Here is a 15,751-nt window from a genome sequence, read left to right as displayed (position 1 = left end):
CGACGGCTTTCGGGATGGGTAATCTCGCATCGGCCCAGGCGCGCGGTCGAATGCCGTGTCAATCGCTCCCCGGTGGTAGCCCACCTCAACGCCAGTCGCGACACTGCGAGCATAACGGATGCCGCCGCTGATAGGCTGGCCCGATCGGTTTTGTTAGGACGCCTTACAGAACGGTGGTGGCGGTTGCTCCCCCTCCCCCTCGTGCCCTTTCCCGCAGACGTCGCCCGCACCGGCGACGCGCCCTTCGCGCTGGACGGCGCAACCGTGAGGGGGGACCCGGATGCCGCCGAGCACCTGCGCGCGCTCGTCCGGACCCGCACCGGCGTCGACCTCGGCACGGGCGGCGGCATCGCACTGACGGTCGACGGCGCGGGCCCGGCCGAGTCGTACCGACTCGAGGTGTCGGCCACCGGCATCCGGATCGCGGGAGCGGATGCCGCGGGCCTCTTCTACGGGGTGCAGACGCTCGGCCAGCTCGTCCACCGCGACGGCGACGCATGGGTCGTGCCGTCGCTGCGCATCTTCGACGCCCCGCGATTCGCGTATCGCGGCGTGATGCTCGACGTCGCGCGCCACTTCCACGACGTCGCCACAGTGCGGGCGTACATCGACCGGGCGGCATCCCTCAAGCTCAACGTCCTGCACCTGCACCTGTCGGACGACCAGGGCTGGCGTCTCGAGCTGCGCTCGCGCCCCGAGCTCACCGCGAAGGCATCGGCCACGGCCGTCGACGGCGCGGCGGGCGGCTTCTACGCGCAGGACGAGTACCAACAGATCGTCGCCTACGCCGCCTCCCGCCACATGACGGTCGTGCCCGAGTTCGACATGCCCGGCCACACGCACGCGGTGGGGCTGGCGTATCCCGAGATAGCCGCGGCGCCGGTCGTCGAGGTGATCACGGAGGGCTCGGTCCCCGTCGCCGGCGAGCCCTACACCGGGATCGGCGTGGGGTTCTCATCCCTCCGCATCGGCGACGAGGCGACGGACGCCTTCGTGCGCGACGTCTACACCGAACTCGCGGAACTCACCCCCGGCCCGTGGCTGCACTTCGGCGGGGACGAGTCGCTGGGCACCGACCCCGAGGACTTCGCGCGCTTCGTCGCGCAGACGAGCGCCGTCATCACCGCCCTCGGGAAGACCCCCGTCGCCTGGCACGAGGCCGGCGCGGCGGCGGACCTCGCCCCGGGCACGATCGGCCAGTTCTGGGGCTTCGTCTCGCCGACGGATGCCGCCGCCCGCCATGCGCGCGCCTTCGCCGAGCGCGGCGGCCGGCTCGTCCTCTCGCCCGCGGACGCGGTCTACCTCGACATGAAGCCGACCGCGGACTCCCCCCTCGGACTCACCTGGGCCAACGGCCCGACCAGCCTCGCCCGGGCCTACGGCTGGGAGCCGACTGGCGTCGTCGAGGGAATCGGCGAGGAGGCGATCCTGGGTGTCGAGGCGCCGCTGTGGACCGAGACCGTCGCGACCCTCGAGGACATCGACGCCCTCGCCTTCCCTCGCATCGCCGCCGCGGCCGAGATCGCCTGGTCGCCCGCGAGCGGGGCTGAGCGGTCGTGGGAGTCGTTCCGTGGCCGCGTCGGCGGCCTCGGTCCGCTGTGGACGACCCTCGGCATCCGCTTCCCCGCCCTCGAGGAGGTGCCGTGGACGGCGTGAGCCGCATCATCCACTCGGCACGGCTCGTCGACGGGGGCACCGAGACCCCGGGCGCGTGGATCCGCTCCGAGAGGGGTCGCGTCACGGCGTCCGGCGCGGGTGACGAGTGGCGCGCGCTCCCTGCGGACGAGATCGTCGACGCCCAGGAGGTCGCCGGCGAGGGCGCCCTGCTGACGCCCGGCTTCATCGATCTGCACGGGCACGGCGGCGGCGGACGGGCACACGAGGAGGGAGCGGACGCGATCCGCGCAGCGCGCGCCCTGCACCTCGCCCACGGCACGACGCGCGCGGTCATCTCCCTCGTCGCCGGGTCCCTGACGGATCTGCAGGCACGCCTCGGCATCATCGCCGACCTGACGCACGCGGATGCCTCGGTCCTCGGCGCGCATCTGGAGGGCCCCTTCCTCGACCGGGGGCACCACGGCGCCCACGACCCCGACCTCCTGATCGCCCCGACGCCCGACGCCGTGGACGCCCTGATCGCCGCCGCCCGAGGGGCGCTCGTGCAGGTCACGCTCGCGCCCGAACTGCCCGGTGCGATCGAGGCGATCGCGCGCATGACGCGCGCCGGGGTGGTCGTCGCCGTGGGACACACCTCCGCCGATGCCGATCTCACCCGCGAGGCGTTCGACGCCGGCGCCACCCTGCTCACGCACGCGTTCAACGCGATGCCCGGCCTGCACCATCGCGCCCCCGGCCCGGTGGGAGCGGCAACCGGCGACCCTCGGGTCACGGTCGAGGTCATCGCGGACGGTGTCCACGTGCACCGCGACGTCATCCGCATCCTCTTCGCCGCGGCGCCCGGCCGCGTCGCCCTCGTGACCGACGCGATGGCCGCCGCAGGCGCGGCCGACGGGACCTACCGTCTCGGGTCCCTCGCCGTCACGGTGGAGGCCGGCGTGGCGCGCCTGGCAGACGGCACGATCGCCGGGTCGACGCTCACGCAGGATGCCGCCCTGCGCACCGCCGTCGCGGCGGGCGTCGCGCTTCCGGCTGCGGTCGCGGCCCTGACCTCCACCCCCGCGCGCACGATCGGCCGGCCGGAGCTCGGCTCGCTCGCCGTCGGCGCCGTGGCCGACGCGGTGCTGCTCGACGCCGATCTGCAGGCGCGACAGGTGTTCACCGGGACGGTCTGACGCGGCATCCGCCCCATGGTGCGGCGCGGCGCGCCCTCCGTCCCCGGGGACGCGCCGTCGTCCCGGATCAGGCGACCGGTGAGGGGCCTGCCGAGACCGAATCCGGAACGCCCGGCCCGTCTCAGACCCCGGTCACCGCAGTCGCACCCGCCAGCAGAGCCGCACCCAGCGCGCCGACCGGCGCTCCCCGGGGCGTCGGCACCACGCGATCGGCCAGCTCCAGCGAGCCGAGGAAGGCCGACTCGGACGCCGCTGCCGCCAGGGCCGCACGCACCGGCTCACGCAGCCGCTCGCCGAGGTGCGACACCCCGCCGCCCAGCACGACGAGGTCCACGTCGGCGGTCAGCACGAGCAGGTGGGCGGCCGCGGCGACGCCGCGCACGACGTCCGCGCGCAGGGCGGCGGCGAGCGGGTCGCCCGCGTGCGCGGCGTCGAACACGTCGGCCACAGGCAGGGCGGCGGGTCTCGCCCATCGGGCGGCGACCGCCGCGCCGCCCGCGAGCGCCTCGATGCATCCGCGCTGCCCGCAGGTGCAGGCGGCGCCGGCGGGGTCCACGCTGATGTGACCGATCTCTCCGGCGGCACCGCGGGCGCCGCGCCACGGCATCCCGTCCCGGACGATGCCGGCGGCGATGCCGGTACCGAGGTTCAGGTAGGCGATCGACCCCGCTCCCGGAAGGAGGGATGCCGCGCCCACGGCGCCCGCGCGCACGTCGTTCTCGACGAGGGGACGGACCCCGACCCCGGCGCTCACCGCCTCCGCGAGATCCAGGGTGTCGATACCGAGGTTGAGGGCGTGGCGGACGACTCCTCCGGCTGAGACCTGTCCCGGCAGGCCGACGCCGAGCGCGTCCGGTCGGACGCCGTGCGAGACCGCTGCGACGACCGCGACGATCCCGTCGACGACCGCGCGGCCGCCCCAGCCCGTCGGCCGTCGCTCCTCGGCGACGACGCGGCCGGTGTCGTCCACGGCGACGGCGAGGGTCTTCGTGCCACCGACATCCACTCCGATGCGCACGTCAGCCCTTCACGGCGCCGGAGACGAGCCCGCCCGACATCCGGCCCTGAACGATGAGGAAGAAGACCACGACCGGGATCGAGATGAGGGTGGATGCCGCCATCACCGCACCCCAGTTCGTCGCCTCGGTCGCGGACTGGAACGACAGCAGCCACGGCGGCAGGGTCAGGTTCTGTCCGCGCAGCAGGAGGAGCGCCATCGTGAACTCGTTCCACGACTGGATGAAGGCGAAGACGCCGGTGGCGACGAGTCCGGGCGCCAGCAGAGGGAAGGTCACCTTCCAGAACGCCTGCGAGCGCGTGCAGCCGTCGATCATGGCCGCTTCCTCGAGGTCGACCGGCACGCCGGCGACGAATCCGCGGAGGGTCCAGATCGTGAAGGGGACGACGGCCGCGACGTAGACGATGCCGAGACCGACGAGGGTGTTCATGAGTCGCCAGTCGTCGATCATCCCGTAGATCGTGAACATCATCGCCTCGCCGGGGATCATCTGCACGATGAGGACCGCGACGATGAACGATCGCCGACCCCGGAAGCGGATGCGCGCGACCGCGATCGAGGCGAGGAACGCGACGAGCAGCGTGACGATGAGCACCCCGACGGTCACCCCCGCCGAACTGAGCAGTCCGTGGACGAAGTCGGTCTGCCCCGGCGCCGCCGGACGGTTCCACGCCGTCTCGTAATTGCGGAGCGTGAAGTCCAGCGGAAGGAAGCTCGGGGTGCGGCTGATGATCGACTCGCCGCTCGTGAACGACATGTTCAGCATCCAGTAGACCGGGAAGACCGAGCAGACGAACACGACCAGCGCGGCCAGGTTCAGGAGCAGACGCCCGAGCGGCGAGCGCCGCCGACGACGGACGGCGAGCGATCCCGGGACGGGCGTCTTCGCGTGACCGACGGGCCCGGCGACCTCGTCGACGCCGACGGTCGCCAGCTGAGCGGCAGGCGTGATCTGCGTGCTCACAGCTCCTCCTCCTTGAGGGTCGTGCGGACGTAGCCCCAGGACAGGGCGAGCAGGAGGATGACGGTCAGCACGCCGATCGCGCTCGTGACGCCGAACTCCCCCACCCCCTGCCGGAAGATGTAGGTGCCGAGGACGTTCGTCTCGGACACGAGACCGCCGCGCTGCTGCAGCGTGTAGACCTGAGTGAAGATGCGCAGGTTCCAGATGACCTGGAGGACGACGACGACGGTGACGACGTTGCGGAGGTACGGGTAGACGACCAGACGGAACCGCTGGAAACCGGTCGCCCCGTCGAGCGAGGCCGCTTCGAGCACCTCGCCGGGCACCTGTCCGAGCGCGGCGTAGAGCGTGAAGGCGGCGAAGGGCACGCCCTGCCAGACGACGATGATCGTCAGCACGACGAAGAACGACCACGGATCGAGCAGCCACGAATGGTTCGTGAAGTCCGAGGAGCCGGTGACGGTGTTGAACAGCCAATTCACGAGTCCGTACTGGGCGTCGAAGATCCACCCCCAGACCGTGGTCGCCGCCAGGGGCGGCATCGCCCAGGCCAGGAGTAGCCCGATCGAGACGAGGAGCCGCCACCCCCGGGTCAGACGGGTCATCAGGACGGCGACGAGCGCACCCAAGCCCACGATGAGCACCGTCATCACGAGCATGAGCCCGAGGCTGCGCACGAGGACGGCCGGGAAGTCCGAGGCCGTGAACACCTCGAGGTAGTTCGCGAACCCGACCACGTCCGGCAGAGTGCCCTGCACCTTGTTGCGGATCGAGTAGTCGGTGAACGACTGGACGACCATGAGGACGGCCGGATAGCCGACCATCACGGCGAGGATCACGAGGGAGGGGCCGAGCAGCGTCAGCGCCGCCGCACCGTCCTTCCGGCGACGCGCCCGATCGCGCGCGGCGACGGCGAGACGGTCGCGAGGGGCCCGCGCGGGTGCGGGCCGTGTCAGGGTGTCGGTCATCGGCATCCTCCGAAGACGGGGCGCAGGGGGCGTCGCCGCCCCCTGCGCCTGAGGGTCAGGAGTTGAGGATCGACTCGATCTGGCCGTCGAGCTCGGTCGCGATCTGCGTGACGTCGCCACCCTGGGCGATCTTCACGAGCGCGTCCTTGATGATGCCGGCGGACTCGACCTCGGCCCACTTCGGGCTGGCCGGAACCGCCTTGGAGGATGCTGCGGCCTTCGCCGCCTCGGCGGTGATCTCATCGTCGGGCAGGTACTGCGCGAACGCTGTGCGCGCCGGGATGAGCCCGTTCTCGGCGAGGATCTTCTGGTAGCCCTCGGAGAGGATGATCTCGAGCGCCGCCTGCGCCTTCTCCTGCGCGTCCGACTTCGCGGCGATCGCCACGTTCGACCCACCGGCGAACACGGGCGCGACCTCACCAGCGGTCATGCCGGGCAGCGCGAAGGCGGCGAGGTCCTTGCCGGCACCGTCCGGGCATCCGGGTGCTTCGGCGTCTGCCGGTGCGAGAATCGACCACTTCACCCACGCCGGAGCGGAGAGGAACCCGACCTCGTCGGCGCAGAAGGGGACCTGAGGGTCGGCCTCGTCGGCGTCGGCGGGAGCGATCGTCGCGTTCTCGTAGACGTCCTGCAGCATCGTCAGACCGGCAACGCCGCCCTCGCTGGAGAAGCCGCCGACCCACTTGTCGCCCTCGAGCGTGGCGATCTCGCCACCGTTCGCCCAGACATAGGGCAGTGCGTTGTACCAGTCCTTGCCCGGCGCGTAGATGCCGGACTTCGTGGCGGTGGTGGCCGCGACACCGTCCTTGACGTAGTCCTCGAGGGTGGCGGGGACCTCGCCCGAGTAGGTCGACGGCGAGTAGAACACGACGCGCGACCCGGCGTAGTAGGGCGCCGCGTAGAGCGTGCCGTCCTCCGAGCCGAGGTCGACGAAGCTCTGCAGCATGTCGTCGCCGCCGAGGTCGTCCTGGATGCCGGAGAGGTCGGCGAACAGGCCCTGCGAGATGAAGCCGGGCGCCTGCGTGTTGCCGACCTCGACGATGTCGGGCGCGTCGTTGGACGACAGGGCCGCGACATACCCCTCGGCGGTGTCGGCCCAGGTCTTCTCCTCGATCGTGAGGGTCCACCCGTCGTTCTGCTCCTCGAAGGTCTTCTTGAGGTAGTCGCGGGCGTCCTGGGGCGTGTCGGTGCCGACGAGCCAGACGGTCAGGTCACCGGTCTCGGCGCTGCCGGCGGCAGGTGTGGCGGATCCGGCGCAGCCGGACAGGACGAGGGCTGACGCGCCGAGGAGCGACAGTGCCCCGAGGGTCTTCTTCATAGCGGTTCCTTCACTGTGTGGGATGCGGCGGCCCGGGCGGGTCGCCGCGGAGGGCGGGTGGTGCGGGGTCAGGACACGCCGAGGCGGCCGGACAGGACCATGACGGCCGCACCGCGGAGGACGATGTCCTCGCTGTGGGCCGACATGCGCACCTGGAGCCCGTCGTGGAACGTGGCGAGGGTCCGGGTGCGTACCGTCTCGGCGGCAGCCTCGGCGAGGGTGCCACCGAGCAGGTCGGCGGGGCCGGAGAGGGTGATCTCCGACAGGTCGAGGGCGCCGACGATGGGCGCGAGGGCGATGCCGAGACGCTCGCCGGCGTCGCGGAGCACGCCCTGCGGGTCGTCGGCGGCGGCGAGGCGCTCGGTCAGGGCGGGGACGGCGAGCCACGCTTCGAGGCATCCGATCTTCCCGCAGGCGCAGGCGGGACCACCGTCGGTCCCGACGGTGACGTGGCCGATCTCACCCGCGGCGAAGCGAGCGCCGGCGAGGGGCTCGCCGCCGGTGAGCAGTCCCGCACCGACACCTCGACCGACACGGATGAGGATGACGTCATCGCCGGCGCCCCCGAAGGTGTGCTCAGCGAGGACGGCCGCGTTCGCGTCGTTCGCGACGAGCACGGGGAGGTCGAGCTCGGCCTCGAGACGCCCGGCCAGATCGACCTCGGTCCACCCGAATCCGGGCGCCGCGAGGACGACGCCCCGATCGTCCACGACCCCGGGGGTTCCGACGCCGAGGCCGAGGACCGGCGCGTGCGCGTCGGCGATGACGGCTCGCGCGAGCTCCGCGATCGCGTCGAAGACGTAGCGACGATCGGTGGGCACGGCGACGCTGTGGCGCGCGACGATCTCACCGTCAAGGGTGAGGACGGCGCCGACGAAGCTCTCGCTCCCCGAGAGGTCGAGTCCGGCGATGCGGTGACCGCCGCGGTCGATGTCGACGAGGATCGCGGGCTTGCCGGGTCCAGAGGCTTCGCGCACCCCCTGCTCCACCACGTAGCCGTCGTCGATGAGACCGCCGACGAGGTCGGAGATGGTGACACGGGTGAGCCCTGTCTCGCGGGCGAGATCAGCACGACTCATGGCCCCCTGCGAGAACAGGGACTGCAGCACGAGCGCCCGGTTGTGAGCACGGGCGTGCTCGGGGAGGATCTTGCCCGCGGTGCGGCGGCTGCGGGTCGCGGGAGCGGGTCTCGTCGGGGTCGACATGTTTGTTAGTAGACCTTACGAATACGAGCGGCACAAGCGTTCCTCTGCGTTTGCGAGCACTCTTAACAAACTCGTTACACTTCCCGTCCCGCGTAGGATCGAGGCATGTCCGAGCTCCCCCACGTCCGTCCCGAACGACCCGCGGAGCCCGCCACCGCCGAGACCGCCCCGGTGCGGCTGTCGGCGCTCGACCTGCTCAGCTTCCTCTGCGCGATGTTCGCCGTCGTGACGCTCGCGATCTGGGGATTCACGGCGTGGGACGCTCCGTGGAACGTCATCCTCGGCATCGCGACGCCCCTCGCCACACTCGTGGTCTGGGGCCTGTTCGCGTCGCCTCGCGCGGTCGTCCGGGTCCACCCCTTCGTGCGCGGACTCGTGGAACTGCTCATCTACCTCTCCGCGACGATCGCCTGGTGGAGCGCCGGACAGACGTGGATCGGCCTCGGCTTCGCGGTCGTCGCCGTCGTGGTCGGCGTGCTGGCGGGTCGCCGACGCCTGTCGTGAGCGACGTCGTCGCTCAGCTCCGCGATGCGCTCGGCGAGCGCGTCGACACGGACGCGGCCGCCCTCGAAGCGGTCCGTGCCGACAAATCGGGACACCGCGCTGCGGGGCGACCGCTCGCCCTCGTGCAGGCGGCATCCGTCGCGGATGTGCAGACCACCATGCGGATCGCGTCCGCCACCGGCACCCCCGTCGTCACCCGCGGCGCCGGCACCGGCCTCGCCGGCGGGGCGAACACCGGCACGGGTGAGATCTCGCTCTCGGTGCGCGGCATGGACCGGATCCTCGAGGTGCGCCCCGACGACCTGCTCGCGGTCGTCGAGCCCGGCATCCTCAACGCGGACCTCGGCCGCGCGCTCGCCCCGCATGGACTGTGGTGGGCGCCCGACCCCGCCAGCCGGGAGATCTCCACCGTCGGCGGCAACATCGCCACCGGTGCGGGCGGTCTCCTGTGCGCGAAGTACGGCGTCGTCCGGGACGCCGTGCTCGCCCTCGACGTCGTCCTCGCCGACGGACGACTGATCAGCACCGGCCACCGCAGCGTCAAGGGCGTGACCGGCTACGACCTGACCGCCCTCATGATCGGCTCGGAGGGGACGCTCGGCGTCGTGGTCGGCGCGACCCTCAAGCTCCGGCGCCTGGTGCCGGGGTCGACGCGGACGCTCACGGCGCAGTTCGCCGACGTTCGCGCAGCCGCCGCCGGGGCTGCCGCGGTCACCGCCGCGGGGGTGCAGCCGTCGATCATGGAGCTCATGGATGCCGTGAGCCTGGCGGCCGCGCACGCACTGCTCGGACTGCCGAGCCCCACACCGGGCGCGACCCAGCTCACCGTGCAGACCGATGGAGTCGCCGCCGCCGCGGAGCAGGCCGATGTCGCCGAGATCCTGACGGCGGCGGGCGGGTCCGTGCGGCTGGCCGCCGACGACGCCGAGGCCGCGCAGCTGTGGGCGGTGCGGCGGGCGATGCATCCGGCGATGGAGAGCCTGGGCACCGCGCTCATCGAGGATGTCTCGGTCCCTCGCAGCGCTCTTCCTGCGATGTTCGACGAGATCGCGCGCATCGAGGCGGAGTTCGGGCTGACGATCCCCACCGTCTGCCATGCCGGCGACGGCAACCTGCACCCCAATTTCATCTTCGACGGCGACGAGGTCCCCGACCGCGTGTGGCGCGCCGCCGATGCGCTCTTCCGGGCGGCGATCGCCCTCGGCGGAACGCTCACCGGCGAGCACGGCATCGGTGTGCTCAAGAGCCGCTGGCTGGCCGACGAGCTCGGCCCCGATCAGTGGTCGCTGCAGCGCGGTATCAAGGGCGTGTTCGACCCGGCCGGCATCCTCAACCCGGGGAAGGTGTTCGCGGCTCAGCCCTGACGGACGGCGGCCCCCGCCGGCGCCGTCGTGATCCGGGGCGACGCCGGTCGCGTCGTCACCGCGAGCACCATGGAGACGATCCCCACGACGCCGGGAATGGTCGCGGGCAGGACTCCGACCGGACCGCCCGAACCGGGCGCGACGACCGGGACGACGGCGAACATCACCGCGAGCAGGAGTCCGAGCACGAGCGCGGCGAGGGGGATCCGGCTCCACGGCCGAGGGATGACGCCGACCCGCTGGATCGCGACGGCGCCCCCGATCGCCAGGACGAAGCTCACGACGTCGCCGAGCGCCGCAGTGGGCCCGGCGCCGGCACCGGCCGCGTAACCGGTGGGACCGGCCCACCACACGGCGTGCGCGACCACGAAGGCGGCCAGGACCAGGAGGACCGCCACACCGGCGGGCCGACGTGCCACGACGCTCTCCTCCGGCCGCAGCCCGAACGCGTAGACCGCGCAGGTCGCCGCCACCAGGAGGGCGGCCAGGAGCTCGATCAGCACCGACACCGGGTCCCCTGCGCTCACGGCGAGCGCCGCCAGGACCGCGAGGACGCTGTGGGTCACGAGGAGGAGACCGCCGATGAGCCACGACCACACCGTTGTGCGCTGCATGGCCACACCATACGGGTGGGGCCCCGGTGGTGTCATCCGGCGGACAGACCCTCTCCAACGTTCCTCAGGACGAGCGTGGCAGTCTCGAACGGTACCGAGCCCCGAGGAGGTCCGCCGTGCCCGCATCCCGCCGTCTCCGCGTGACCGTGTCCCTGGGCCTCGCCGGGGTCATCGCCGCGCTCGGCGTCGCGTGTTCCGCGCAGCCCGATGAGGTCGCCGACGGGCAGACTGTGACCGCCGCGTGCGCGGTCCTCGCCGATGCGGTCGACGCGGCGATGGCGGCCTTCGCGGAGGCGGATGCCGCTGATCCGTCCATCACCGCGGCAGCGACCGCTGACGTGCGGGACCACCTCGAGGAGGTCGCCGCCACGCTCGACAACGCCCGCGTCGAGGCGGTCGCCGCCGACCTGAGGGCTGGTTTCGACGTCCTCGCCGACGCGACGGCGGCGGCCGCAGAGGGAGACATCTCGGGCGCCACGGGTCTAACCGACGCCACCGACCGCATCCGGACGGGCGTCGCCGAGTATCACGATCTGTGCAGCGGATGACCGGCGATACGCCCTCGTCACGTACCATTTCCTGAGCGACATTCGCCTGACGACGAGACCCCGCATCCCCGTGGCGTCCGGAACGCCGGGCCGCAGCTCGGGGGAGACCGATGTCGGAGATCATCACACGCCAGGACGCCGGCGACGCGCCCGCTTCGGGCGAGCACCTCGACATCCGCTGGGCACCGGCCGAGCCGGCACCACGTCCCCGCCGCCTCTGGCTGAAGATCGGGCTGCCCGTCGCGGCGGTCGTGACGGCCACGACGGTGTGCTCGCTCATCCTGATCGCGCCGGGGACGACCGCCGCCGGTGTGCCCGTCGGAGGCCAGACCACCGGCATGGCCGCGGATTCGATCTCCTCGCGCCTCTCCTCCATCCAGGTCAGTCTCGGCGAGGGCGGGCCCACGGTGTCCGCCGCTGACCTGGGCGCCTCCGTCGACGCATCCGCTCTGGCTGACGAAGCCTTCGCGGGCAGCCCCCTGTGGAACGTGACCTCCTGGTTCGCCGAATACGGCGAACCGACGGTCGGTCTGAACACCGAGCGCGCCGCGACGACGCTGCGCGCCGCCCTGCCCGAGGCGTACGTCGACCCGACCCCCGCGACCGTGACGTTCCAGGACGGCGCCTACGTGAGCACCCCGGCCGTCGACGGCTCGGGCATCTCGCTCGACGCCGTCAGCTCCGCCCTCGCGTCGGCCCTCGTCGCCGGCGAATCGACGGTGACCGTGCCGGCGACGCCGGAAGCGGTGCCGGCCACCGTCACGACCGCTGCCGCGGAGGCGGCAGTCGAGAGCCTGAACGGGATGATCGCCGAGGCCGGTTTCTACGCCGGTGACGACCGCGCCGTCCCGATCCCCGCATCCGAGCTGGCGTCCTGGATGACCGTCCAGCCGGACGCCTCCGGTGCCTTCACGATGACCGCGGACGCGGCAGCGATCCAGCTCGCCGTCGACAAGCTGCCGGAGGTCGTCAACCAGGATCCGGCGACGGCCGAGGTCCTGACGAGCGAGGCCGGCGAGGTCCTGAAGACGATCGTCGAGGGGCAGGACGGCCGCGTCCTCGGCGACACCTCCGGTGTCGCGCGCGACTTCGCCGATCAGCTCGCCACGGGCGACGCGTCGTACGCCCTCCCGGTCGACGTGACACCGCGCGAGACGGTCAGCACGGTGCGCCTGGCGGAGGTCGACCTCAGCGAGCAGCGGCTGTATCTCAAGGAGAACGGCAAGGTCGTCGACACCTGGCTCATCTCGAGCGGTCGCGACGGCGCTGTGACCTTCACCGGTCGGTACTCCATCGGGTGGCGCACGCCGCTGCAGGACATGACCGGAACCTCGCGCGACACCGGGACGAAGTACACGCAGCCCGACGTCCCGTGGGTGATGTACTTCAACGGCAACCAAGCCTTCCACGGCGCCTACTGGCACAACAACTTCGGCAACCAGATGAGCGCCGGCTGCGTGAACATGCCGCCCGCCCTCGCCAAGCAGCTGTACGACTGGATGCCGAACGGCGGCGACGTCTGGATCCACTCCTGAACGTCATCTGACGCTCGGCATCCGTCGTCCAAGTGCGACGGGCACGGATCACCGTTAGCCTGTGCTCATGGCTGACCTCCGCGTGGAAGAACTGTCGGCGTCGACGATCGTCGCCGTGAACACCCTCTCGCTCAAGCCGGGCCAAGAACGCTTCATCGCCCCCGAGAGCTATGCGATCGCCGCGACCGTCGTCGACCCTGCCACCTCGTGGCAGCGGGTGATCCTCGACGGTGACGAGGTGGTCGGCTTCGTCAGCGCCGGCTTCGACGCCGACGCCCCGCATGAGCACTTCCGCTCGGTGCTGTGGCGGATCAACGTGGATGCCGACGATCAGGGTCGCGGTGTCGGACGCTACGCCGTCGAACAGCTCACGACCGAGGCACGCGCGCGAGGGTTCGACCACGTCAACGTCATCTACGAGGCCGGCGAGGGCGGCCCGGACGCATTCTTCCGCCGCGTCGGATTCACTCCCGTCGACGAGACCGAGTACGGCGAGGTCGTCGCACAGATCCGGGTCTGACGCTCCCCCGAACGCACGGATGCCCCGGCCCGCTCATGCGGCCGGGGCATCCGTCTGCGCGGATCAGAGTCCGTCGATGATGCCGTTCAGCGTCGCCGACGGGCGCATGACCTTCTCGACCAGAGCGGGGTCGGGGCGGTAGTAGCCACCGATCTCGGCGGGCGAACCCTGCACGGCGACCAGCTCGGCGACGATGGCCTCCTCGTTCGCACGCAGCGCCTCGGCGACGGGTGCGAACGCGGCCGCCAGCTCCGGGTCGACGCTCTGGCCGGCCAGTTCCTGCGCCCAGTAGGTGGCGAGGTAGAAGTGGCTGCCGCGGTTGTCGATCGTGCCGAGGGCACGACCGGGCGACTTGTCCTCCTCGAGGAAGGTCCCGGTCGCTGCATCCAGCGTGTCGGCCAAGACCTTGGCGTGGGGGTTGCCGGTGTAGTCGGCGAGGTGCTCGAACGAGGCGGCGAGAGCGAAGAACTCGCCCAGCGAGTCCCAGCGGAGGTAGTTCTCCGCGACGAGCTGCTGCACGTGCTTGGGGGCCGAACCGCCCGCGCCGGTCTCGAACAGTCCGCCACCGGCGAGCAGCGGGACGATCGAGAGCATCTTGGCGCTCGTGCCGACCTCGAGGATCGGGAACAGGTCCGTGAGATAGTCGCGCAGCACGTTGCCGGTGACCGAGATGGTGTCCTCGCCGCGGCGGATGCGCTCGAGCGAGTAGCGCGTCGCGTCGGCCGGGGCGAGGATCTCGATCGTGAGGCCGTCCGTGTCGTGGTCGGCGAGGTAGGTCTTCACCTTCGCGATGAGGTTCGCGTCGTGGGCGCGGTTCTCGTCGAGCCAGAAGACGGCCGGCACACCCGTCGCACGGGCGCGCGTGACGGCGAGCTTCACCCAGTCGCGGATCGCGATGTCCTTGGTCTGCGTGGCACGCCAGATGTCGCCCGGCTGCACGTCGTGCGAGAGGAGGGTCTCCCCCGCCGAGTTCACGACCTCGACCGTGCCGGCCGCGGCGATCTCGAACGTCTTGTCGTGCGAGCCGTACTCCTCGGCGGCCTGCGCCATGAGGCCGACGTTCGGCACCGAGCCGATCGTGGCGGGGTCGAGCGGGCCGTGGGCGATGACGTCGTCGATCGTGGCCTGGTAGACCCCCGCGTAGGACGAGTCGGGGATGACGGCGATCGTGTCGTCCTCGCCGCCGTCGGCACCCCACAGCTTGCCGCCGTTGCGGATGAGAGCCGGCATCGAGGCGTCCACGATCACGTCGGAGGGGACGTGCAGGTTCGTGATGCCCTTGTCGGAGTTGACGTACGACAGGCGCGGGCCGTTCGCGATGGCCGCCTCGAACGCGGAGCGGATCTCGTCGCCGCCCTCGACGCCGCCGAGACCGGCGAGGATCGCGCCGAGGCCGTCGTTGGGGGTGAGACCGGCCGCGGCGAGCTGGTCGCCGAAGCGCGAGAAGACGTCCGCGAAGAACGCGCGCACGACGTGGCCGAAGATGATCGGGTCGCTGACCTTCATCATCGTGGCCTTCAGGTGCACGGAGTAGAGCACGTCGTCGGCCGCAGCCTGCGCGATCGTGTCGGCGAGGAAGGCGTCGAGGGCCTTCGCCGAGAGGAACGTCGCGTCGACGACCTCGCCGGGCAGGACCTTCAGGCCCGACTTCAGCTCGGTCACGGTGCCGTCCTCGCCCGTGAAGCGGATGGTCAGGACGTCGTCGTTCTCGATGACCGTCGAGGTCTCGTTGGATTTGAAGTCGTCGTGACCGAGCGTGGCGACGCGGGTCTTCGAGCCGTCCGCGAACGCCTTGTTGCGGTGCGGGTGCTTGCGCGCGTAGTTCTTGACCGACAGCGGCGCACGGCGGTCGCTGTTGCCCTCACGGAGGACCGGGTTCACCGCGGACCCCTTGATGCGGTCGTAGCGGGCGCGGACGTCCTTCTCGGCGACGTCCTTCGGCTCGTCCGGATAGTCCGGGATGTCGCAGCCCGCGGCCTGGAGCTCGGCGATGGCCGCCTTGAGCTGCGGAATGGATGCTGAGATGTTCGGCAGCTTGATGATGTTCGCCTCGGGGAGGGTCGCGAGACCGCCGAGCTCGGCCAGCGCGTCGCCCACCTGCTGCTCGGGCGTCAGGTTCTGCGGGAAGGCCGCCAGGATGCGGCCAGCGAGCGAGATGTCGCGCGTCTCGATGCCGACGCCCGCCTTGCCGGCGAACGCTTCGACGATCGGCAGGAAGGACGCCGTCGCCAGCGCCGGCGCCTCGTCGGTGTAGGTGTAGATGATGGTGGAATCGGGCACGTGTCGTCTCCAAGAAAAGGGCGTCGCGGATCGGTCTCAGCGTATCGCACCACCTCCGTTTCTCTCGATGTCGAGATATCTCTGCGGGGCTGACCACCACCCTGCGGCGTCGGGCCGAGGA

14 protein-coding genes and 1 riboswitch are annotated in these 15,751 nt (G+C 71.5%); of the genes, 7 read left to right on the top strand and 7 right to left on the bottom strand.

Going from position 1 to position 15,751, the window contains the following annotated elements:
- Positions 1-25: 25 nt before the first annotated feature.
- Positions 26-109: riboswitch (ZMP/ZTP riboswitch) on the bottom strand.
- Positions 110-201: 92 nt separating this feature from the next.
- Together M3190_RS14020 and M3190_RS14015 are read left to right on the top strand one after the other, a co-directional pair.
- A complete protein-coding gene (locus tag M3190_RS14020) occupies positions 202-1,656 on the top strand; it encodes a family 20 glycosylhydrolase (RefSeq protein WP_251583010.1) in 1,455 nt (484 codons plus the stop codon).
- Positions 1,644-2,792, top strand: coding sequence for an N-acetylglucosamine-6-phosphate deacetylase (locus M3190_RS14015; RefSeq protein WP_251583008.1), 1,149 nt, complete (start codon positions 1,644-1,646; stop codon positions 2,790-2,792). Before M3190_RS14020 ends, M3190_RS14015 begins: the two co-directional genes overlap by 13 nt.
- A 121-nt stretch (positions 2,793-2,913) precedes the next feature.
- On the opposite strand, the gene M3190_RS14010 is transcribed toward M3190_RS14015, so the two are convergent.
- From M3190_RS14010 to M3190_RS13990, 5 genes are all read right to left on the bottom strand, one after another.
- Positions 2,914-3,810: an ROK family protein gene (locus M3190_RS14010; protein WP_251582998.1), complete on the bottom strand. Its 897-nt coding sequence runs from the start codon at positions 3,808-3,810 to the stop codon at positions 2,914-2,916.
- Between the two features lies 1 nt (position 3,811).
- On the bottom strand, positions 3,812-4,774 hold the full coding sequence (locus tag M3190_RS14005) for a carbohydrate ABC transporter permease (RefSeq protein WP_251582996.1): 963 nt from the start codon (positions 4,772-4,774) through the stop codon (positions 3,812-3,814).
- Positions 4,771-5,742 carry a carbohydrate ABC transporter permease gene (locus tag M3190_RS14000; protein WP_251582994.1) on the bottom strand — a complete coding sequence of 324 codons (972 nt, stop codon included), beginning with the start codon at positions 5,740-5,742 and terminating at the stop codon, positions 4,771-4,773. Before M3190_RS14000 ends, M3190_RS14005 begins: the two co-directional genes overlap by 4 nt.
- A 55-nt stretch (positions 5,743-5,797) precedes the next feature.
- The gene (locus M3190_RS13995; RefSeq protein ID WP_251582992.1) at positions 5,798-7,060 is read right to left on the bottom strand and encodes a sugar ABC transporter substrate-binding protein; all 1,263 of its coding nucleotides are present in this window, start codon (positions 7,058-7,060) and stop codon (positions 5,798-5,800) included.
- 68 nt (positions 7,061-7,128) lie between these two features.
- Positions 7,129-8,265, bottom strand: a complete 1,137-nt coding sequence (locus tag M3190_RS13990) for an ROK family transcriptional regulator (protein WP_251582984.1) — start codon at positions 8,263-8,265, stop codon at positions 7,129-7,131.
- A gap of 105 nt (positions 8,266-8,370) precedes the next feature.
- Here M3190_RS13990 and M3190_RS13985 point away from each other — a divergent pair, with 105 nt between their 5' ends.
- Both M3190_RS13985 and M3190_RS13980 read left to right on the top strand, forming a co-directional pair.
- Positions 8,371-8,769, top strand: coding sequence for a YrdB family protein (locus tag M3190_RS13985; protein ID WP_251582982.1), 399 nt, complete (start codon positions 8,371-8,373; stop codon positions 8,767-8,769).
- Complete coding sequence (locus M3190_RS13980; protein WP_251582980.1) at positions 8,766-10,133, top strand: FAD-binding oxidoreductase; 1,368 nt, start codon at positions 8,766-8,768, stop codon at positions 10,131-10,133. Before M3190_RS13985 ends, M3190_RS13980 begins: the two co-directional genes overlap by 4 nt.
- Here M3190_RS13980 and M3190_RS13975 read toward each other — a convergent pair.
- Positions 10,124-10,747, bottom strand: coding sequence for a hypothetical protein (locus M3190_RS13975; RefSeq protein ID WP_251582971.1), 624 nt, complete (start codon positions 10,745-10,747; stop codon positions 10,124-10,126). The two genes, M3190_RS13980 and M3190_RS13975, sit on opposite strands and share 10 nt — an antisense overlap.
- A 116-nt stretch (positions 10,748-10,863) precedes the next feature.
- Between M3190_RS13975 and M3190_RS13970 the strand changes: the two genes are divergently transcribed.
- The 3 genes from M3190_RS13970 (at position 10,864) to M3190_RS13960 (ending at position 13,350) form a co-directional block, all read left to right on the top strand.
- Complete coding sequence (locus M3190_RS13970) at positions 10,864-11,295, top strand: hypothetical protein (protein ID WP_251582969.1); 432 nt, start codon at positions 10,864-10,866, stop codon at positions 11,293-11,295.
- A 110-nt stretch (positions 11,296-11,405) separates the two neighbouring features.
- Positions 11,406-12,830: a L,D-transpeptidase family protein gene (locus M3190_RS13965; protein WP_251582968.1), complete on the top strand. Its 1,425-nt coding sequence runs from the start codon at positions 11,406-11,408 to the stop codon at positions 12,828-12,830.
- A 67-nt stretch (positions 12,831-12,897) separates the two neighbouring features.
- Positions 12,898-13,350, top strand: coding sequence for a GNAT family N-acetyltransferase (locus tag M3190_RS13960; RefSeq protein ID WP_251582966.1), 453 nt, complete (start codon positions 12,898-12,900; stop codon positions 13,348-13,350).
- A gap of 63 nt (positions 13,351-13,413) precedes the next feature.
- Here M3190_RS13960 and M3190_RS13955 read toward each other — a convergent pair whose 3' ends face one another.
- Entirely contained in the window at positions 13,414-15,630 is a 2,217-nt protein-coding gene (locus tag M3190_RS13955) for an NADP-dependent isocitrate dehydrogenase (RefSeq protein WP_251582964.1), read from the bottom strand.
- Between the last annotated feature and the right edge of the window lie 121 nt (positions 15,631-15,751).

The sequence above is a fragment of the Microbacterium oleivorans genome (genome assembly GCF_023715745.1).
Taxonomy (GTDB): Bacteria; Actinomycetota; Actinomycetes; order Actinomycetales; family Microbacteriaceae; genus Microbacterium; species Microbacterium oleivorans_D.
The sequence above is the reverse complement of the archived record's forward strand: the minus strand, read 5'-3'. Positions and strand labels throughout refer to the sequence as shown.

Bases quoted from the DNA above. Each gene is read 5' to 3' on its own strand.
- M3190_RS14000 (WP_251582994.1), bottom strand. From the start codon at position 5,742: ATGACCGACACCCTGACACGGCCCGCACCCGCGCGGGCCCCTCGCGAC.
- M3190_RS13995 (WP_251582992.1), bottom strand. From the start codon at position 7,060: ATGAAGAAGACCCTCGGGGCACTGTCGCTCCTCGGCGCGTCAGCCCTC.
- M3190_RS13990 (WP_251582984.1), bottom strand. From the start codon at position 8,265: ATGTCGACCCCGACGAGACCCGCTCCCGCGACCCGCAGCCGCCGCACC.
- M3190_RS13985 (WP_251582982.1), top strand. From the start codon at position 8,371: ATGTCCGAGCTCCCCCACGTCCGTCCCGAACGACCCGCGGAGCCCGCC.
- M3190_RS13975 (WP_251582971.1), bottom strand. From the start codon at position 10,747: ATGCAGCGCACAACGGTGTGGTCGTGGCTCATCGGCGGTCTCCTCCTC.
- M3190_RS13965 (WP_251582968.1), top strand. From the start codon at position 11,406: ATGTCGGAGATCATCACACGCCAGGACGCCGGCGACGCGCCCGCTTCG.
- M3190_RS13960 (WP_251582966.1), top strand. From the start codon at position 12,898: ATGGCTGACCTCCGCGTGGAAGAACTGTCGGCGTCGACGATCGTCGCC.